The sequence below is a fragment of the Pantoea sp. At-9b genome, from assembly GCF_000175935.2.
Lineage (GTDB): Bacteria > Pseudomonadota > Gammaproteobacteria > Enterobacterales > Enterobacteriaceae > Pantoea.
This window is the reverse complement of record NC_014841.1, coordinates 101,695-121,489: the sequence shown is the minus strand read 5'-3', so window position 1 is coordinate 121,489 and position 19,795 is coordinate 101,695. Positions and strand designations below refer to the sequence as shown.

The 19,795-nt window shown below is 53.8% G+C and carries 18 protein-coding genes; 13 read left to right on the top strand and 5 right to left on the bottom strand.

Annotated elements, in window-relative coordinates:
• The first annotated feature begins 80 nt into the window (after positions 1 to 80).
• Genes PAT9B_RS27885 through PAT9B_RS27875 form a run of 3 tightly spaced genes read left to right on the top strand, consistent with a single transcriptional unit; the run spans position 81 to position 4,199 of the window.
• Positions 81 to 1,886, top strand: a complete 1,806-nt coding sequence (locus tag PAT9B_RS27885) for a beta-glucoside-specific PTS transporter subunit IIABC (protein ID WP_013512633.1) — start codon at positions 81 to 83, stop codon at positions 1,884 to 1,886.
• Complete coding sequence (locus PAT9B_RS27880; protein WP_013512632.1) at positions 1,883 to 3,349, top strand: glycoside hydrolase family 1 protein; 1,467 nt, start codon at positions 1,883 to 1,885, stop codon at positions 3,347 to 3,349. The genes PAT9B_RS27885 and PAT9B_RS27880 overlap by 4 nt, the downstream gene beginning before the upstream one ends.
• 22 nt (positions 3,350 to 3,371) lie before the next feature.
• Positions 3,372 to 4,199, top strand: a complete 828-nt coding sequence (locus tag PAT9B_RS27875) for a PRD domain-containing protein (RefSeq protein ID WP_013512631.1) — start codon at positions 3,372 to 3,374, stop codon at positions 4,197 to 4,199.
• Here PAT9B_RS27875 and PAT9B_RS27870 read toward each other — a convergent pair whose 3' ends face one another.
• The 3 genes from PAT9B_RS27870 to PAT9B_RS27860 form a co-directional block, all read right to left on the bottom strand.
• On the bottom strand, positions 4,200 to 5,030 hold the full coding sequence (locus PAT9B_RS27870; protein WP_013512630.1) for an SDR family oxidoreductase: 831 nt from the start codon (positions 5,028 to 5,030) through the stop codon (positions 4,200 to 4,202).
• Between the two features lie 125 nt (positions 5,031 to 5,155).
• The gene (locus tag PAT9B_RS27865; RefSeq protein ID WP_223300542.1) at positions 5,156 to 5,836 is read right to left on the bottom strand and encodes an NADPH-dependent F420 reductase; all 681 of its coding nucleotides are present in this window, start codon (positions 5,834 to 5,836) and stop codon (positions 5,156 to 5,158) included.
• Positions 5,837 to 5,892: 56 nt separating this feature from the next.
• On the bottom strand, positions 5,893 to 7,164 hold the full coding sequence (locus PAT9B_RS27860; RefSeq protein WP_013512628.1) for an NTP/NDP exchange transporter: 1,272 nt from the start codon (positions 7,162 to 7,164) through the stop codon (positions 5,893 to 5,895).
• A gap of 247 nt (positions 7,165 to 7,411) precedes the next feature.
• Here PAT9B_RS27860 and PAT9B_RS27855 point away from each other — a divergent pair, with 247 nt between their 5' ends.
• Together PAT9B_RS27855 and PAT9B_RS27850 are read left to right on the top strand one after the other, a co-directional pair.
• Complete coding sequence (locus PAT9B_RS27855) at positions 7,412 to 8,068, top strand: carboxymuconolactone decarboxylase family protein (RefSeq protein WP_013512627.1); 657 nt, start codon at positions 7,412 to 7,414, stop codon at positions 8,066 to 8,068.
• Positions 8,069 to 8,092: 24 nt separating this feature from the next.
• On the top strand, positions 8,093 to 9,148 hold the full coding sequence (locus PAT9B_RS27850) for an NAD(P)-dependent alcohol dehydrogenase (RefSeq protein ID WP_013512626.1): 1,056 nt from the start codon (positions 8,093 to 8,095) through the stop codon (positions 9,146 to 9,148).
• Between the two features lie 36 nt (positions 9,149 to 9,184).
• On the opposite strand, the gene PAT9B_RS27845 is transcribed toward PAT9B_RS27850, so the two are convergent.
• Positions 9,185 to 10,078, bottom strand: a complete 894-nt coding sequence (locus PAT9B_RS27845) for a LysR family transcriptional regulator (RefSeq protein ID WP_013512625.1) — start codon at positions 10,076 to 10,078, stop codon at positions 9,185 to 9,187.
• Between the two features lie 279 nt (positions 10,079 to 10,357).
• Here PAT9B_RS27845 and PAT9B_RS27840 point away from each other — a divergent pair, with 279 nt between their 5' ends.
• From PAT9B_RS27840 to PAT9B_RS27810, 7 genes are all read left to right on the top strand, one after another.
• Complete coding sequence (locus tag PAT9B_RS27840; protein ID WP_013512624.1) at positions 10,358 to 10,612, top strand: DUF1471 domain-containing protein; 255 nt, start codon at positions 10,358 to 10,360, stop codon at positions 10,610 to 10,612.
• 161 nt (positions 10,613 to 10,773) lie between these two features.
• The gene (locus tag PAT9B_RS27835) at positions 10,774 to 11,124 is read left to right on the top strand and encodes a helix-turn-helix domain-containing protein (protein WP_013512623.1); all 351 of its coding nucleotides are present in this window, start codon (positions 10,774 to 10,776) and stop codon (positions 11,122 to 11,124) included.
• A 36-nt stretch (positions 11,125 to 11,160) separates the two neighbouring features.
• Positions 11,161 to 12,321: an efflux RND transporter periplasmic adaptor subunit gene (locus tag PAT9B_RS27830; protein WP_013512622.1), complete on the top strand. Its 1,161-nt coding sequence runs from the start codon at positions 11,161 to 11,163 to the stop codon at positions 12,319 to 12,321.
• Positions 12,321 to 15,461, top strand: a complete 3,141-nt coding sequence (locus PAT9B_RS27825; protein ID WP_013512621.1) for an efflux RND transporter permease subunit — start codon at positions 12,321 to 12,323, stop codon at positions 15,459 to 15,461. The genes PAT9B_RS27830 and PAT9B_RS27825 overlap by 1 nt, the downstream gene beginning before the upstream one ends.
• A 157-nt stretch (positions 15,462 to 15,618) precedes the next feature.
• Positions 15,619 to 16,017 carry a cupin domain-containing protein gene (locus PAT9B_RS27820; RefSeq protein WP_013512620.1) on the top strand — a complete coding sequence of 133 codons (399 nt, stop codon included), beginning with the start codon at positions 15,619 to 15,621 and terminating at the stop codon, positions 16,015 to 16,017.
• 142 nt (positions 16,018 to 16,159) lie between these two features.
• Positions 16,160 to 16,375, top strand: a complete 216-nt coding sequence (locus PAT9B_RS27815) for a hypothetical protein (RefSeq protein ID WP_013512619.1) — start codon at positions 16,160 to 16,162, stop codon at positions 16,373 to 16,375.
• Positions 16,376 to 16,488: 113 nt separating this feature from the next.
• Positions 16,489 to 17,745 carry a chloride channel protein gene (locus PAT9B_RS27810; protein WP_013512618.1) on the top strand — a complete coding sequence of 419 codons (1,257 nt, stop codon included), beginning with the start codon at positions 16,489 to 16,491 and terminating at the stop codon, positions 17,743 to 17,745.
• Between the two features lie 63 nt (positions 17,746 to 17,808).
• Here the strand turns inward: PAT9B_RS27810 and PAT9B_RS27805 are convergent, their stop codons facing one another.
• Entirely contained in the window at positions 17,809 to 18,126 is a 318-nt protein-coding gene (locus tag PAT9B_RS27805) for a hypothetical protein (RefSeq protein ID WP_013512617.1), read from the bottom strand.
• 458 nt (positions 18,127 to 18,584) lie between these two features.
• On the opposite strand from PAT9B_RS27805, the gene PAT9B_RS27800 reads away from it, so the two are divergent.
• Complete coding sequence (locus PAT9B_RS27800) at positions 18,585 to 19,787, top strand: hypothetical protein (RefSeq protein ID WP_150105901.1); 1,203 nt, start codon at positions 18,585 to 18,587, stop codon at positions 19,785 to 19,787.
• Positions 19,788 to 19,795: the final 8 nt, after the last annotated feature.

Here is a 19,795-nt window from a genome sequence, read left to right as displayed (position 1 = left end):
AACCAGGCAAGACCTGAAGCTCGCTTCCAAATCGGAAGCTGGCTTCAGGTCTTTTTTTTGGCAAAAAAAGAGGGGGGTATATGAATTATCAAACCACAGCAAAAGCCGTTATCGCACATGTCGGCGGAGCCGGAAATATCGACCACATCGAACACTGCTCCACCCGACTACGTCTGACCCTGCGTGACAACACGCGTATCGACCAGCCCGCCCTTGCGGCCATTCCGGGCGTACTGGGGGTGCGCATCAATGTTCAGTGCCAAATCATCATTGGCAAGGATGTGGTGGACGTCTATAACGCGGTGAAAGCGCTGACATCCGGGCAACCCGCCAGCGACGCCAGCAGCCAGCTCAGTTGGACGGCGCGCAGCGTGGATTTCGTGATCAGTGTCTTTCAGCCGCTGGTGCCCGCCATCGCTGGCGGCGGGGTGCTGAAGTCACTGTTGATCCTGCTGGACTTACTCGGCTGGCTGCCGCGCAGCAGCGAGAGCTATAAAGTGCTGGATAATATCGGCTCCGCCCCACTCTATTTTTTGCCCATCCTGGTGGCCATCACCACTGCCAACAAACTTAAAGTGAATGTGCTGGTCGCGGTATCCGCCGTGTCGGTGATGGTGCTACCGCTGATGTCGAAGCAACTGGCGGAAGGTATCGCCCTGTTCTCTTTCGACCTGAAAAATATCGCCTATGCCTCACAAGTGTTCCCCGCCATTCTGTGCGTACTGTTTTATTCCCGCGCAGAACGGTTCTTCAATCGCTATTCCCCCGCAGCGTTGCGTATTTTCCTCTCGCCGATGCTGTCCCTGTTGGTGACCGTGCCAGTGACGCTGCTTATCCTCGGGCCGCTCGGTTTTGAGTTAGGTTCCGGGCTGGCCACGGTGATCCTGTGGCTCTACAGCAAGCTGGGATTTGTCGCCACCGGGCTGCTGGCCGGGGTATTACCGTTTATGGTGGCAGCGGGCATGCACAAGCCGATGATCCCCTACGTGGTCGCATCGATGGGGCAATTCTCCCGCGAGATGCTGTACCTGCCAGCTTCGCTGGCGCATAACATTGCTGAAGCAGGCACCTGCCTGGCGATTGCGTTGCGCAGTAAAGACAAGGTGATGAGATCCACCGCGCTCTCTGCCGGGATTTCTGCCTTGTGCGGCATCACCGAACCGGCGCTGTACGGCATTACGCTGCTGAATAAAACTGCGCTGTACGCGGTGATTGCCGCCAGCGTGATTGGCGGCGGCTTCCTCGGCTGGATGGCAGTGGAAGCCTTTGCGCTGGTCAGCCCCGGTCTCGCCAGTATCTCAATGTTTATCTCTCCCACCAGCCCGTGGAATATCCTGTACGCGTTACTGGGTGCCGGGCTGGCGTTCGCTATCTCGTTTATTGCCACGCTGTTTTTCTGGCGGGAAAAGGCCGTACAAGCGACCAACCTCAACCACTTTGTCACCCCGGCGGAAGGACAGCTGATCGCGCTGGCCGAGGTGCAAGATGATGTTTTTTCCGCCGGTATTATGGGCGATGGCATCGCGGTGATACCGACCAGCGGCAAACTGTTCGCGCCGGCCAACGGGGTCATCAGCCATGTTTTTGACAGCGGGCATGCCGTAAGCCTGCTGACGACGCAAGGGGCGGAAGTGATTCTGCATATTGGCATCGACACCATCAAACTCAACGGTACAGGTTTTCTGCCGCGCGTCACTGCGGGACAAGCCGTTCAGTCCGGTGATCTGCTGGTAGAGTTCGACCTCGACGCTATCCGGGCAGCGGGTTTTGATCCCGTCGTCGTGATGGTGATTACCAATAGCGAGCGGTTTTCCTTCACCGCCAACGCCGCTGACACCCCGCTCACCCTTCATTCCCCGATCATGACGTTAAAGGAGTCTCTATGACGGTAACCAAAGCCACCTTTCCACGAGGATTTTTATGGGGTGCCGCGATTGCGGCGAATCAGGCCGAAGGTGCCTGGAATGTGGACGGCAAAGGACCATCCGTGGCGGATGCCATCAACTGGAAACCCAATCTGGATCTTAAGGATTTCACCGCGCATATGGCGGTGACGGACGAGAATGTGGCGGATGCGCTCAATGGCACCCATGATGCGCGCTATCCGAAACGCCGTGGCATTGATTTTTATCATCACTACCCGCAGGACCTGGCGCTGTTCGCCGAGATGGGGATTAAAGTGTTACGCGTGTCCATTGCCTGGTCGCGTATTTTCCCCGATGGCGAAGATGCGGCACCGAACGAAGCGGGTTTAGCGTTTTATACCAAGCTGTTCACGGAAATGCGGCGGTTAAACATCGAGCCACTGGTGACGCTGTCACATTATGAAATGCCACTCAAACTCAGTGAACGTTACAATGGCTGGGTGCACCGTAACGTGGTTGATGCCTTCGTGCGATTCAGCAATGTCTGCTTCGACCGTTATAAAGATTTAGTGCGTTACTGGCTGACGTTTAACGAAATCGACAGTATCCATCGCCACCCGTTTACCACTGCGGGAATTCGAGAGGATAAATCGGTTCCGGGCCAGGAAAAACAGGACATCTATCAGGCACTGCACCATCAGTTTGTCGCCTCGGCGCTGGTGACGCGTGATTGTCACGCCAAAATCCCCGGCAGCCAGGTAGGCTGTATGCTCACCAAGCTCACCACCTATCCGCGCACCTGCCATCCGGATGACGTGGAAGCCACCCTGAAGAAGAACCTCGAAAACCTGTTCTATGCCGATGTTCAGGTGTTCGGCAGTTATCCGCCGCTGATCAAACGCGATCTGGAACTGCGTGGCATTGAGCTGGTTATGGCGGCGGATGACCTCGACATCCTGCGCCAACACACGGTCGATTTCGTCTCCTTCAGTTATTACATGTCGATGACCGAATCAACCCAACCGGATGCCGAACGCACCGCAGGGAACACCGTGCTGGGGGTGAAAAACCCGTACTTACCGGCTTCCGACTGGGGATGGCAGATTGATCCGGTGGGTCTGAAGATTTCACTACTGGAGCTGTACGATCGCTATCGCAAGCCGCTGTTTATTGTGGAAAATGGGCTGGGCTGTAAAGATGTGGTTGAAGACGGAAAAATTCATGACAGCTACCGCATCGACTATTTCCGTTCGCACTTTGAACAAATGCTGGCGGCGGTGCAGGCAGGCGTCGACCTGATGGGTTACACCAGTTGGGGCACCATCGATATCATTAGCGCGGGCACTTCACAGATGTCAAAACGCTATGGTTTTATCTATGTCGATCAGGATGATGAAGGCAACGGCACGCTGGCACGCCTGCGCAAAGACTCTTTCTGGTGGTATCAGAAAGTTATCGCCACTAACGGCAGCGACATGAGTTAACGACGCAGGGACGGGTATCGACGTGATTACAGTGAAGAAATCGCTGAATAACAGCATGTTGCTGGTGGAGCATGATCAGCAAGAGATGATTCTGTTTGGTAAAGGGATTGGCTTTGGTGCTCGCCCCGGTACGCAGGTGAACGCGTCCGGGATTGAGCAGGTGTTTATCCCGCTGGAACATCTCAAGTCACGCCACTATTTCTCGCTGACCAACACGATACCCGTTGCCTGGTTTGATATCACCCATGACATCATCACCCTGGCGCAGGCTCAGTATGCTGAAAAGCTGCATTCGGTACTGTTTTTCACCCTGACGGAGCATCTGTGGTTCGCCGCTGAGCGTGCCCGTGCGGGTCAGGTGATCACCAATAAGCTGAGCTGGGAAGTGCAACGCTATTATCAGAAAGAGTACGCCATTGGTTTACAGGCCAGAGCGATGGTGGAGGCCCGTTTTCAACTGGAGCTGGGTGATGATGAGGCGGTGCACATCGCATTCCACCTGATTAATGCGTCAGGAAGTGCCAGTCAGGATACGGCTCACCAGCAGGTACAACTGGTCAACCGCATCGCCGAGATTGTGCGTTACAAGTTAAATGTGTCGATTGATGTGACGTCGATTAACTACAACCGTTTTATTACGCATCTGCGTTACTTTGCTGAACGCATACTGGCCGGAAAAATCAGTACGGGTGCGGGTGAAGACTTTTACCAGGAGCTGCTGAAATTCCATCCTGAAGCCATGTCCGTTGCCTGGACGATTCGCGACTATATTCAGGAGAAATATCAGTTGTCGTTGCCAAAGGAAGAACTCACCTGGCTGAGTATGCATATCAGCCGCTTACAACACTGATTATTTCGTCGGTTTTAAATCGCCGTACCAGTATGACGCCGTCACGCCGCCGTCCATCAGGAAATCGCTGCCGGTAATAAAAGTGCCTTCTGGTCCCATCAGCAAGGCAGCCAGCGCACCCACTTCATCGGGGGTGCCGCCACGGCCAACCGGCGAGCGCGCCAGCATATTGCGATAGCCTGCGCCACGTGGTCCGGACAACTCATCATTCGCCAGCGGGGTATAGATGATCCCCGGACTGATGGTATTGACGCGTGCACCACGCTTGCCCCACTTCACCGCTTCTGCCATTACGCGCAGCGCATTGCCGCGTTTTGAGTATTGATACGCCAGCAGCGGATCGGTGATGGTGTCTTCCTGCAAAAACGGCAGCGCCAGCAGGTCTTCCGTGGGCGTGGTTGCCAGTGCCTCGTTCTGTTCCACGCTCAGCGGCGGCAGGCGGTGACCGGACTGGGAGGCAATAATAATACCCGAGCCACCTTCAGCAATAACCTGACCGAACTCTTCAAGGATCACCGCCGTACCATAAAGGTCAACGTTTAAAATCGTTTTCGATGAGGCCTGTGAAGGCGACACCCCAGCCGCGTTGATCACCCCTTTTACCGGGCCTAGCGCCGTCGCCGTTTTCACCAACGTCTGAATGGAGTCGCGCGACGAGACATCCACCTGACTGGTGGATACCACGAAACCGGCATCGCGTAGCACTTTCGCCGCCGCTTCGGTGTTTTCAGCACGGAGATCCGCCAGCAATACCGTTTTGCCCTGGCTGACCCGACGAGCAATCGCCTGCCCGATTGAACCCGCACCAATCACCACAATCACGTCTTTCATATTCACTCCGAAGGTAAGTTATGTTTCACCAACAATGTCGATGGGGAAAATATACTCGTTCCGGCGTGCAATGACTTTAGGGATAATCAGCATGAGTTTATGAGTGGCGATCATAAATCGCGCCGCTACACATCCACATGCAGAATAGCGCGTAGCGCCGGGGCGTTGGTATTCGCCCGAAAACCGGGGCCACCACGCTGGAAGCTGCGGGCCGTCGCCAGATTTCCGGTGATCACCGGAACAGAACCGACGTCTTCAACCAGTTTCGCCACGGTCTGCAATGCCTCAGCATCGTCACTGGCGATCGGGACACCTAACTTGTTCGCCGGACTGGCACTGGCGGACGCTTCAATGGCGGTCGCATCAACGGCACTGAATGCGCGAACATAGCGAGTGCCGGGCAACAATTTCTGGCTGGTCTCTGCCACGCCGTTGTGGTTGGCTTCACGCGCGAGGGCGCTCTGCTGCCAGCCGGAAGGATTACAGGCATCCAGCACGATTTTTCCCTGCATCGCCGTGGCGAGCTGCTGGCCGAGTTGCGGCAACGCGTCATAGGGCACGGCAAATAACAGGATGTCGCCAAATGCAGCCGCCTCGGCTGGGGTTCCCACGCTGGCATTGGCCCCCAGGGGCGCAATCTCGCGGCGCAGCTCATCCAGATGCCGGGTGGAGAACATCACCTGATGCCCGGCTTTAACCCACAGTTTTGCCACTGTCCCTCCCAGCCAGCCTGCGCCGATGACGCCAATTTTTAACGGCTGCCCCTTTCCGGTGCCATCTGGCTGGGCGATAACTTTACCTGACATACTCATTGCTCCTGTGATTGCGGCTAACTTAATCAGTTGACGTCGTGAGAGAGACATTAGTCACCTCCTGAGTTGAGGGGAATTAACGGTGATTGACGCCCCAGCCAGACCGACAGTGCCAGCCATACCAGAGACAACGGGATAGCGATATAGGCCAGCAGGCCGGCACTCCCGGCCAATCCCATTAGCCCGGCATAGCTCCAACTTCCCATCTGATCGCCAAGGCGATACACCACCGTATCGATGAAATTTTTCGACTTATAGCGCTCTTCTTTTGCCACGCGGGTAAATAAAATTTCTCGGCCAGGGCGGGCGAAAGCGAAGTTACTGATGCGACGTGCGACCTGGAATACGACAAAAACAAGCAGCGAAGGGCAGGCCAGTAGCAGCGAAAATCCTGCGAGCGTCACCAGTGGCAAAATGGCCAGGGTCAAAGAAACACCCAACCCTTTCAGCGCCCGCGAGGTGAAAAAGATCTGTGCAATTAGGGTGAAGAAATTGACCCACATATCGATGGTGGCAAAAAACGCGGTACGTGACGCACGGTCAGAAAAGGCATTGGCCGCGATGGTTGCCTGCTCAAAATAGAGCAAGGTGGAGGTCACACTGTAGAGCATCATAAACAGGGCGATACCAGCGAGATAAGGCGACCGCAGGGTGTGGGTGATCCCGGCCAGCACCGTGCCGCCAACAGGGCGATCCGCTGTTGCCCCGGCAAAATTTGAACTGTGAGCAGCGGCCCGCTGAGCTGATAACAGGCTGATTTCCAGCAGCAGAAACGCCAGCAATAGCAGGCCACGCTGGTCAATGCGCTCTACCGCAGCCAGGGTCAGAGACGATCCGATGAGCGCCCCCAGGGTTGCCCCGGCGGAAAGCATGCCAAAGAGTCGCATCCCCTGCTCGGAGGTAAAAATATCGACGATCAAGGACCAAAACAGGGAAACGACAAACAGGTTGAATACCGATAGCCAGATAAAGAAAAACCGTCCAGTCCAGACCCGATATTCATTGAACGCAGGTAGCAGCAACACAAAGAACAGCAGCAAGTTGCTGGCAAAAAAATGGTAACTAAGCCGGATGACGGTTATTCGCTGATAGCGTTTTACCAAAAAAGAAAATAATGGTGTCAAAAGCAACATCGCTACCAGCGTACCGCTGAACAACCAGGGAAGATTATTAATCCCTCCCGCCACACCTAATTCATCACGAACCGGACGCAAAAGATAATAAGCAACAAATAAAGAAAAAACATACAACAGCGACCATACCAGCGTTTTCAGTTCTTTTGGTCTGACATTGAGAAATTGATAATATGTATCAAAGCGCATTTATCGTCACCCAAGCGTCATGTCCCAGACAAAAATATTTTAATTAACCGATAAAGTGCAGAGATTAAGCGTTAGTGGATTAGCATTTTGCGGCATTAATGATGAGTTCAATTCATAACGTCATTCAGCATAAACCGGTAATCAAGGGCTGAATATTTCAGACTTTTATCTTAAGGTGAAGGGCGCGTTGCTGCTGATAGCGACGCTACGACTTATCTATGCGTCAGGTTATAAAGGCCACTCCAATATGAATACGACAGCATCACTCAATGCCAGCCAGCGAGCCATTGTTCCCATTGCAGCCTGGACTGCCAAAGGTGATTTACCCGCACTTTCTCAGGCTCTCAACGCAGGGTTAGACGCCGGTCTGACCCTTAATGAAGTCAAGGAAGTGTTGCTGCAAATGTATGCCTACACCGGATTCCCGAGAAGCCTGAATGGTATTACTACCTTTATGAGCGTGGTGAAACAACGTGCTGAACGAGGTATCCACGATCCTGTCGGACAAGCCCCATCCCCCCTGCCGCAGGATAAATCTCGTAAAGAGATAGGGACCGAGATTCAGACGTTAATTGCCGGACGCGAATTAAAAGCCGAGAAAGGGAATTTCATCGAATTCTTGCCAGAAATTAACCTGTTCTTGCAAGAACATCTTTTTGCCGACGTGATTGCCCGTGACAACCTCAGTTTAGCGGATCGCGAGATCGCCACCATTGCCGCGCTCACCGGCCTTGGCGGGGTGGAATCTCAATTGCAAGCACACCTTGGCGGCGGCCTGAATGTCGGGCTGAGCGAACAACAAATTAAAAGCTTGTTTGCGGTCTATGACAATACCGTCAATAGCAGTGAAGCCCAACGCGGTATGCAGCTATTAGATGAAGTGATGGTCAGCCGCGCACGTTAGTCGAATTCCTTCAGGAGAGACAGAATGACTTTAAATGTAAAAGGCTATGCCGCTTTTGCTGCCAAAGAAGACCTGGTGCCGCATAATTTTGTCCGTCGCGATCCGCGCGACAATGACGTTGTGATTGAGATCCTCTACAGCGGCGTTTGCCACTCCGATATTCACAACGCTTACAACGATTGGGGTGGCGCGAAATATCCGATGGTGCCCGGCCACGAAATTATCGGTCGCGTCACCCATGTGGGTAAAGCCGTGAAAAAATTCAGCGTTGGCGACCATGTCGGCGTGGGTTGTATGGTGGATTCCTGCCAGCATTGCAGCGCCTGTGAACAGGGCCTTGAGCAGTATTGTGAAGAAGGGAATACCCTCACCTATAACGACGTTGATCGTCATGACCATATGCCAACTTATGGCGGTTACTCGGACAAAATCGTGGTCACGGAAAAATTCGTGGTCAAAGTACCGGAAGGTCTGGATCTGAAAAGCGCCGCGCCCCTGCTGTGCGCCGGTATCACCACCTGGTCTCCGCTGCGTCACTGGAACGTGGGTCCGGGCAGCAAAGTTGCTGTAGTGGGCCTCGGTGGGCTGGGACATATGGCGCTGAAATTTGCCAAGGCGCTGGGTGCCGATGTGACCTTGTTTAGCCGTTCGCCAAATAAAACTGACGATGCTCGTCGCCTGGGTGCAGAGCATATCGTGATTTCCACTGACGACGCGCAGATGCAGGCGGTGTACAACCAGTTTGATCTGATTATCGACACCGTACCTTATGTCCATGATCTGAAACCCTATATTCCAACCCTCGCGTTAAACGGCACGTTGGTGCTGGTGGGTTATCTGGGCGATCTGGACCCGGTGCTGAACAGCGCCCCGCTGGTGCTGGGTCGTAAATCGGTCGCCGGTTCGGTGATTGGTGGCATTGCCGAAACACAGGAGATGATGGATTTCTGCGGTGAGCATGGCATCACGTCAGACGTAGAAATGATCAACATGCAGGATATTAATGCTGCGTGGCAGCGCATGTTAAAAAGCGATGTGAAGTATCGTTTTGTTATCGATATTGCCTCACTGAAGGCATAAAAAATAAGGGCAGTGGCCAACCACTGCCCTTTCGCATTACGCCTGATAGCGCACCGCTTCAATCAGTTTTGAAAACGCGGCCGTGTGTTGTTTACGGCTGGGGTAGTAAAGATAATATCCGGCAAAAGGCGCACACCAGTCATCCAACGCAATCTGGAGCTTTCCCTCGTCAATATATTTTCGCACGCAATCTTCCGGTACATAGGCAACGCCCATCCCGGTTAATGCAGCATCAACCCGCGAAGCAAGGTTATTAAAAATCAACTGACCTTCCACTTTCACCCGAATCTCTTTGCCATCTTTATAAAACTCCCAGCTGTAGATCCCGCCGAGCGTGGGCAACCGCATATTGATGCAATTATGGTTCTGCAGTTCATAAGGGGTTTCAGGTAAACCATGTTGTGCGAAATATTCCGGTGCCGCCACCACCACCATGCGCCAGTCCGGGCCGATCCGCACCGCCACCATATCTTTTTCGACTTGTTCACCGAGGCGAACCCCGGCATCAAAGCGTCCACTGACAATATCCGTCAGCGTATTATCCACCGATAATTCAACATTGACTTCAGGGTAGGCTTGTAAAAAAGGCTTTAACAATGGCCAGAGCGTCGACGAGAGAGCATGCTCCCCTGCGGTGATACGAATGTTGCCGGAGGGTTTTCCCTGTTCGTCGGACAATTGCAGTAAGGCTTTTTCTATATCGGCGATCATCGGCCCGACATTCTGAATTAACCGCTCACCGGCTTCCGTCGGTGCCACACTGCGGGTCGTCCGGGTGAGCAATCGGGTATTCAGCCGTTCTTCCAGTCCGCGAATCGAGTGGCTTAACGCCGATTGTGAGACGCCGAGTTTGGCGGCCGCACGGGTAAAACTCTGCTCGCGTGCCACCATCACCAGATAGATGAGGTCGTTAAAATTTTCCCTGAGCATCAATGCGCCCCTATGTCATTTTTTGTCAGGCCGGGCCTTGACGGCTATACATAAACTGAAATATATGTGAGTTACTCACGAGTTGACCAGCTAAAACTCACCCTCTGTGACCGGCATCATGTTCTAAGCCATGATTCAACGCAAAACTTAACCTTTTGTAGCGTGATTGATGAATTCATCTCATAACGGCTATAAATTTTTAGCCGCTAATAAAATGTATCTTGTAATGATACTCTTATTTCGTGGTTTGTTATTCCCTTTATGAAATGTGAGGTTTCCATGAAAACACTAATTGCTTCCGCCCTTGTCCTGACCAGCCTTTTGGCAGTTAACAGTGCCTTCGCCGTCGATGTCATTCATGACACCGCGGGCAAACAAAAAGTCGGTGTGGTTTCTGCATCAGGTGCTTATTCTCTCGACGGCCTGACCAATAAACTCGCTGACAAAGCTGAAGCCGAAGGTGCCACCTCGATGAAAATTATCGCCGCAGGCGGAGAAAATAAACTTTACGGCGTAGCGGAAATTTATAAGTAATCGCCCCTTCTGAAGACGAAATATCCCTGAACAAGCTCACTGCCAGATTCTCTTAGTCTTGTTGCGCATACTGTTCCCTGGTGCGTTGGTTGCCCGTTCCGCTTGTACTTTATTTCGTCTTTCTTCATCGCTAATCTTAATGTGATTAATAAGGTGCTGAAATGGATCGACACGAAATTATCATCCATGACTTAATTGCATGGATTGATGAAAACATTCGCCGCCCCCTTAAGATAGAAGAAGTTGCTCAGCGGTCCGGTTATTCAAAATGGCATCTGCAAAGGATGTTCCAGCGCATCATGAATATCAGCTTAGGAAACTATATTCGGGATAAAAAGCTGGAAATGGCCGCGCATGATTTAATCGAAAGTCGTGAGACGGTCATTGATATTTCCGTTAAATATGGTTACGACTCCCAGCAGTCATTTACCCGCTCTTTTGCCAGAAAATACCATGTGCCCCCCGCGACGTGGCGGCGTTTAAAAACACATCATTTAACGTTTCTGGTTTAACTCATCGTCATTACCGGTTTCCGGGAGAAAATAACAATGCCCCATAACGTGGCACTTAAGCCTCTGGCTTTGCTATGCGCGTTCGTCATTTTAAATTTAACAGGATGTGATGATTCAACAGGCCAGGCCGCTCAGGCGCAGAGTGCGCCCGAGGTGCAGGTCCAGACCCTGACAACCCAGTCACTCCCCGTGTCCACTGAACTCCCCGGACGCACCTCAGCCTATCGTGTGGCTGAAGTTCGCCCGCAGGTTTCCGGCATTATTTTAAAACGCGCCTTCACCGAAGGCAGTGACGTGGTTGCCGGTCAGACGCTGTACCAGATCGATCCGGCCCCCTTCCGCGCCAGCTACAACAATGCCCGGGCAGCCGTGAATGAAGCAGAAGCCAACGCGCGCATGGCGCAGGTTACCCTGAATCGCTATCGCTCGCTGACCGGGACACATTACATCAGCCGTCAGGATTATGATCAGGCGCAGGCGACAGCAGCTCAGACACGCGCGGCGGTGGATGCCGCCAATGCCGCGCTGGATACGGCTCGCATCAACCTCGCCTGGAGCACCATCACCTCGCCCATCAGTGGGCGTATTGGCCGCTCATCGGTGACCGAAGGCGCGCTGGTGCAGGATGCGCAAAGCGATGCGCTGGCAACCGTGCAACAACTGGACCCCCTGTATGTCGATGTTACCCAGTCGAGTCAGGATTTCCTGCGTCTGCAACAGGAACTGGCCTCCGGTCGCCTGCACCAGAATGCCGGTAAAGCGCTGGTCAGCGTGATCCTCGGCGATGGCTCGGTCTATCCCCATAACGGTACGCTGGCGTTTTCTGATGTCACCGTCGATCAGACCACCGGCTCTATCACTCTGCGTGCCATTGTCCCTAACCCGGACCACGCGCTGCTACCCGGCATGTTTGTGCGTGCACGACTGGATGAAGGCACCGACCCCAACGCCCTGCTGATTCCGCAACAGGCGGTCACCCGCACACCTCGCGGTGACGCCACGGCGCTGGTGGTTGGCAGTGATAACAAGGTGGAAGTCCGCACCATCAACGTCTCGCAAACCGCAGGCGACAAATGGCGCGTCACCGGTGGTCTGCAATCCGGTGAGCGTGTGATTGTCTCCGGTGTCCAGCGCGCCCAGCCCGGTATGACCGTTACCCCGATTACTGCCTCTACCTCCACAGGAAACGCTGACTGATGTCCAGATTCTTTATTGACCGCCCGATCTTTGCCTGGGTGCTGGCGATTATCGTCATGCTGGCCGGGGGAATATCGATCCTGAAGCTGCCGGTGGAACAGTACCCTGACGTTGCGCCTACCTCAGTGCAAATCCGCGCGACCTATCCGGGGGCGGATGCCACCACCTTGCAGAACAGCGTGACTCAGGTGATTGAGCAGAACATGAGCGGGCTGGATGGCCTGATGTATATGTCCTCCACCAGCGATTCGTCCGGTACGCTGCAACTGACGCTGTCGTTTGAAAACGGCACTGACCCGGATATCGCTCAGGTGCAGGTGCAGAACAAATTGCAGCTCGCTACCCCGCTGCTGCCGCAGGAAGTGCAGCAGCAAGGCATCACGGTGCGCAAGTCCTCCAGCGTGTTCTTCCTCGTGCCGGGTTTTGTTGATGACACCGGCCGCATGAGTATGGAAGACATCGCCGACTACGTGGCAGCTAACCTGAAAGACCCCATCAGCCGTATCAATGGCGTGGGTGACACCACGCTGTTTGGTTCGCAATACGCGATGCGCATCTGGCTCGATCCCAACAAGCTGAACAACTACCAACTGACGCCGGTCGATGTGATGAACATGATCGAAACCCAGAATGCGCAGATCGCCGCGGGCCAGTTGGGTGGCGCGCCGCCGGTAAAAGGTCAGCAGTTGAATGCTTCGATCATTGCCCAGACCCGTCTTACCTCGCCGGAAGAGTTCGGTAACATCCTGCTGAAAGTCAACAGCGATGGTTCACAGGTGCGACTGCATGATGTGGCGCGTATCGAACGCGGCGGCGAGAACTATAACTTTGTCGTCAAGATCAATGGTAAACCTGCGTCAGCGTTAGGCATTCAGCTGGCGGCAGGCGCTAACGCGCTGGACACCGCCAATGCCATCCGCGCGAAAATCGATGAGCTGAAACCCTACTTTCCACAGGGCCTGAAGGTGGTGTATCCCTACGACACCACGCCGTTTATCAGCATCTCGATCCACGAGGTGGTGAAAACGTTATTCGAAGCCATCGTGCTGGTGTTCCTGGTGATGTATCTGTTTTTGCAGAGCTTCCGCGCCACATTGATCCCGACCATCGCCGTGCCGGTGGTGTTGCTTGGCACCTTCGGCATCCTCGCCGCCTTCGGCTATTCGATCAACACGCTGACGATGTTCGGGATGGTGCTGGCGATTGGCCTGTTGGTGGATGACGCCATCGTGGTGGTGGAGAACGTGGAGCGTGTGATGGCTGAAGAAGGTCTGAAGCCAAAAGCCGCGACACGTAAATCGATGGGGCAGATCCAGGGCGCGCTGGTCGGCATTGCACTGGTGTTGTCGGCGGTGTTTGTACCGATGGCGTTCTTTGGTGGCAGTACCGGCGTGATCTATCGTCAGTTCTCGATCACCATTGTTTCGGCGATGGTGCTGTCGGTGCTGGTGGCGCTGATCCTCACCCCGGCGCTGTGCGTCACCATCCTGAAACCGGTCAAACCCGGCAGTCACGGCCAGCATCGTGGGCTGTTTGGTTGGTTTAACCGCAAATTCGATCAAAGCGCCCATCATTACACCAACAGCGTCGCCCGCATGTTACATCGCAGTGGACGTTATCTGTTGATTTACGGCGTGCTGGTCGCGGGTATGGCGGTGTTGTTTATGCGTCTGCCCACCTCGTTCCTGCCGTCGGAAGACCAGGGCGTGCTCGCCACCCAGGCCATCCTGCCTGCCGGTGCGACGCAGGAACGTACTCAGGCGGTGCTGGATCAGGTGAATGATTACTATCTGAAGAACGAGAAAAACAACGTTGAGAACGTACTGACGGTGAACGGCTTCGGTTTTGCCGGACGGGGTCAAAACGTCGGGATCGCCTTTATCGGCCTGAAGGACTGGTCACAGCGTCCGGGGGAGGAGAACAAGGTAGACGGCATTGTCAGCCGTGCCGCGAAGGCGTTCAGCAACATTATGGACGGTAATGTCGTGGCCTTTAACCTGCCACCAATCATTGCGCTGGGTAACGCCACCGGCTTCGATTTTGAGTTAATTGACCAGGGTAGCCTTGGGCATGACAAACTGGTCGCAGCGCGTAACAAACTGCTGGAGCTGGCACGTCAGCATCCCGACACGCTGGTGGCGGTGCGCCCGAACGGTATGGAAGATAGCCCACAATACAAGCTGAATGTTGACCAGGAAAAAGCCACGGCGTTGGGCGTGGATCTCTCCGACATCAATACCACCCTGAGCAGCGCCTGGGGCGGCAGCTATGTCAACGACTTCGTTGACCACGGCAGGGTGAAGAAGGTCTACGTGATGAGCGATGCGCCTTATCGCATGATGCCGAAGGATCTCGACAATTGGTACGTGCGCGCCAGCAACGGCAAGATGGTACCTTTTGCCAGTTTCTCGACGGCTGAGTGGGTGTACGGCTCACCGCGCCTGGAGCGTTATAACGGTTTGTCTTCACTGGAAATCCTCGGTCAGCCAGCAGCGGGTAAAAGCTCGGGCGAAGCGATGGCACTGATGGAACAGCTGGCGAAACAACTGCCACCCGGCGTCGGTTATGACTGGACGGGTATGTCGTACCAGGAACGCATGACCGGCGAGCAGGCTCCGGCACTGTACGCGCTGTCACTGATTGTGGTGTTCCTGTGCCTGGCAGCGTTGTACGAGAGTTGGTCGATTCCATTCTCGGTGATGCTGGTGGTGCCACTGGGTGTGTTTGGTGCGCTGGTCGCCACCCTGTTGCGTGGGCTGAATAACGATGTTTACTTCGTGGTTGGCCTGCTGACCACCATCGGCCTGTCAGCGAAGAACGCCATCCTGATTGTCGAATTCGCCAAAGACCAGATCGAGAAAGAAGGCAAAGGTGTGGTGGAAGCCACGCTGGAGGCGGCTCGTATGCGTCTGCGCCCGATTCTGATGACCTCACTGGCGTTTATCCTTGGTGTCCTGCCGCTGGCACTCAGCTCCGGTGCGGGTTCTGGTGCACAGAACGCCGTCGGCACCGGGGTCATCGGCGGGATGGTGGCGGCAACCTTGTTGGCTATCTATTTTGTACCGGTATTTTTTGTGGTGGTACGTAACCGCTTTGGCGGCAAGTCCCGCGACGATGAGGACGACGACATCCTCGTGTAATCACCCCGAGCAGCCAGCCCGCGTCACCGGCTGGCTGTCACCTTAGAACTCATGAGTAATGTTCATAGGTCCAATCGCATTAGGCTATCTAATCACTTAACGCCGCCTTTGCTACAGTGATCGCATCACTCGTGAACAACGAATAGAGGAACATCACATGTTGAAAATTATCGCTAATGGCTCCGTCCCCTCACGTCAGGGCCCGGAAGAGTATTTCACCGGTACGGTCAGAATCGATGCGCCCTTCAGCGGGACGGAATCAGCACGGGTCGGGGGCGCAACCGTGACCTTCGAACCCGGAGCACGTACCGCGTGGCATACCCACCCATTGGGGCAAACACTGATTATCACCCACGGCCAGGGCTGGATTCAGTGTGAAGGCGAAGAAACCGTGGTGATGAATCAGGGCGATATCGTTTTTATTCCGGAAGGGGTAAAACACTGGCACGGTGCAACGCCAGATAATGCCATGACACATATCGCGATTGCCGAATCACTGAATGGCAGCCCGGTGGACTGGATGGAAAAAGTGACCGACGAACAGTACCAAAAATAACCGTAACGCGAAGCAGCTAACATCAGGATGAGCACGGGCTGGCTTAACATTTCGCGTGGTTTACTCCGAATTTTCCGAAGTAGCCAAAAAACTGTGCTAAAAAAGCAGGGTTAAAAGCCGATTTCTTAATCCGGGGAATGAAATGAAAAGCGTAACAGCCACCTCAATTCATGACGTCAACGACAAGCTACTAAGCGGTGAACATAAGGAAGTCATCATCGATTTTGATATCAGCAGCGATGACTTCTTTGCCCTCTCTGATTACTGGTGTGAACGGGGTGCCAAAATCAAAAAAGAGGGCAATCGATTTATGATAAAACTTAAGAAAATCAGTATCCCTGAATCCCTCGATCCCTGAACATCACCTCTTTTTCATGCCACATTCAGGCATATCAGATTGGTCCTGATAGACTGAATGTTTACTAAGTTCCTGTTATCTTTGCGTCTTCATTTCTTCAAGGACGCTTGGTAATGACTCCTCCTGTTGGCGCAAAACATGCGCTGCTTCGTCTGATTGCGGTGGTAATGACCGGATTTCTCGCGGGTGTGGCGGGGATGTTGCTCGCCATGATTTTGCACAGCATCCAGCATCTCGCGTTTGGTTACAGCATGGACCGCATTATCAGTCCGGAATCCTTTTTACAGGGGGTGACGGACTCTGATCGACTGCGGCGGATGGCCGCGATTGTAACCGGCGGTCTGGTAGCAGGTGGGGGTTGGTGGTTACTGGGACGTTATGGGCGCAAGCGGGTTTCCATCAAAGCCGCCGTTTCGTCTCACGCCACACCGATGCCGCCTGGCACCACCACCCTGCATGCCCTGCTGCAAATCGTGACCGTTGCGCTGGGATCGCCGCTGGGGCGTGAAGTCGCCCCACGGGAAATGGGTGCGCTGGCGGGCGGTTTTATGGCACGCCGTATCGGGCTTGAGACCGATGAGGCCCGGATTCTGATTGCCTGTGGTGCCGGAGCCGGTCTGGCTGCCGTCTATAACGTGCCGCTGGCCGGTGCGCTGTTCACCCTGGAAGTGTTGTTGCTGTCGTTCAGTTGGGAAAAAGCGCTGGCCGCGATCATTACCTCGGCTATCGCCGCCTGGACCGCGACGCTCGGGCTGGGTAATGAATCACAATATCACTTTACCTCTGGCCCTCTTGCGCACAACTTCCTGGCGTGGGCCATTGTGGCTGGCCCATTACTGGGTTGCGGTGCGTGGTTGTTTCGCAAAACCACCGGTGCCGCACGCGCCGGGGTGAAAGAAAACTGGCAGATGCCAGTGTTTTGTTTGCTGGCATTCACCTTACTTGCCGTTCTCAGCCTCTGGTTCCCGGAGCTGCCGGGTAACGGTAAAGGACCGATGCAGTTGGCGCTGAACGACAGCATCAATTTTCACCATGCGGCGTTGCTGTTAGGTTTGAAAATGGTGGTGATTCTGGCGGTGCTGCGCGGTGGTGCTGAAGGTGGGCTACTGACGCCAGGACTGACGGTCGGCGGACTGCTAAGCCTGCTACTTTGCGCGATCTGGCAGCCGTTTTTCCCTGGTGGAGACACTGGCAGCTTTGCGCTGGTCGGAGGCGCAGCATTTCTCGCCGCCTCGATGCAAATGCCACTGACCGCCGTGACGCTGGTAATGGAGTTTACCCATATGAACCATGACTATTTTGTTCCTGCCCTGCTGTGCGCCGCAGGCGCGGTGATCACCTGCCGGGTGCTGGAGAAAACGCAGCGTTAATAACATGGCGTAAGCCGGAACGCTGAGCCTACAGCGTTCCGGGTCCGGTTAGCATGTAATCTCTTAACTTTCTTGCTCCGGTTGCGGCTGCGCGGCTGCGGTGACCCCCTTCTCGCCAAATAATGCCTGCACCATCTCATTGGCACGTTGTTCACCGCGCTGTACCTCACCAGCAATATCAACATCACCGCCGCTCAAATAGCGGGTTACCCGGAGCGTCGTGCCGACATCCTGAGGGGTAACCTGCGCCTGCGGAAAACGCCGCTTAATGGCTTTCTCCGTCAGTTCACAGGCGGTGGCTTCTGTGTATTCGTCACACAAATCGTTGATGAGATTGAGTCTCCCCAGCAGGCCGCCGGTGCCAGAAGTCGATTTATCCATTGCACACCTCACTTTTTAGAGTCTTTGGGATGCCACGAAAAGGACGTGGCGACCGGCTAACCCTAACCTGAAGGCGCAAGACGGTAAAGATACGATTATCGCTACAATTTGGTAATGAAAAACCAATAAAGATATGCAAAATTAGCCATATATAAATTTTCGTATCCATAATAGCTTACTGAGATATACAAATGGACGACCAACAACGTAATCAACAATTTCTCAGCGCACTGGGGATAAAACGCCCGAAGCTTATCAGAAGAATCAACCTGACCCGGTTAATGGCGTGGGAGCAAATTTTGCTCATCGCCCTTTATGGACGACGGCAATACCAAAGCGATAAAGGGATGCATTTTCATGCGCGTATGGAGGTTATCAGCACCCTGAGGAACAGTCTGTATGATGCTGTAACGCCTTATGCCCTGCGACTACTGGACGATGGCTGTAGCTTCCTGACCATGATGGAGCAATTAAGAGAACATCTGGAAGAGGGGAAAATCGAAGCCAACATTTACCACGCGCTGAAAAATGATCTGGAACGTAAGCAGGTCGCTTTCGCCCGACTTGATCAACCTTTTGCCTACCCGCATTATGCGATTTACATCGCGTTGACCCAGTTTATTCATCTTTGCCAGCATATGCTGAATAACCCAGCCGCTGAGGTCATCTGCGATGCTTTGGTCGAGCGAACACTGCGCGAAATTTATGCTAAAGAGACTATTTTTCATTTAAATAGAGATAAAGAAACGCCCACCTTCTCTGCATTACTAAAATGGTTTGAAGGTTCAACACTGCCGAAACCGGATGTGATTGCTGTTGTCGATGCGTATATGGCAGAAGATATGCAAAATCTGCACAATTTTTTTGTACCTTCCGACTCAGCAAACCTGGCTACGGATAATCGTGGAGGCAGGAATGCGGAAAATAGCACAAAAAGACAAAGCCTGATTCATACCGAGATCCGCCGTGCGGAACAACGGTTGATTATTGACCTTGACCTGATGCAGCTGAAAAACATGATTTTGCTGGGGCAAAATGAGGAGATCGGAAAATGGCTTGGCGATGTGGTGCAGGGACAAGTGGCAGAGCAGCTGAAATTACCCCCACTCCACACCCCGGCAATCGAGAAAGCCTCAGCCGATAAGTGGCAACACGCCTGTTCGGTGCTGCAACTCAACCGCATCGATAGCGTGCCACCGCGCGTGGCAGCCATCCTGTGTAATGACATGGCACACGCACATTATCGTATCCACAATAGCTGTGATGAACTACATAGTTACCCTAATGAGGCGTTTAGCCCCAAAGAGGCACAATTGATGACGACATGGGTGATCCGTCATTGTCTGCTCGGCACCGGCTCACCCGGTGATTTTGGTCAATCGCTCTACCCTTTGACTGTCGAGAGCAGCCGCCTCACCGCCAACCAGCAAACCGCACCTCGGGCGGACCCCTTGATGCATGAATGGGCAAATGATGCCGATATGGCGACCATACAAACGCGTTTTAAGACACGCACCCGCGACTGTTATAAATCACTGCGTGAGGTGACACATCTTGTTTCGCAGCAGATGGCACTGGCCCGGCAACAGCCTTATCCCTTGCGTACCGGTTTCCCGCCACCTCTATGGTTGCCTGAGATGAGTAGTGAAGACGTTGAATAAGTGAGTTA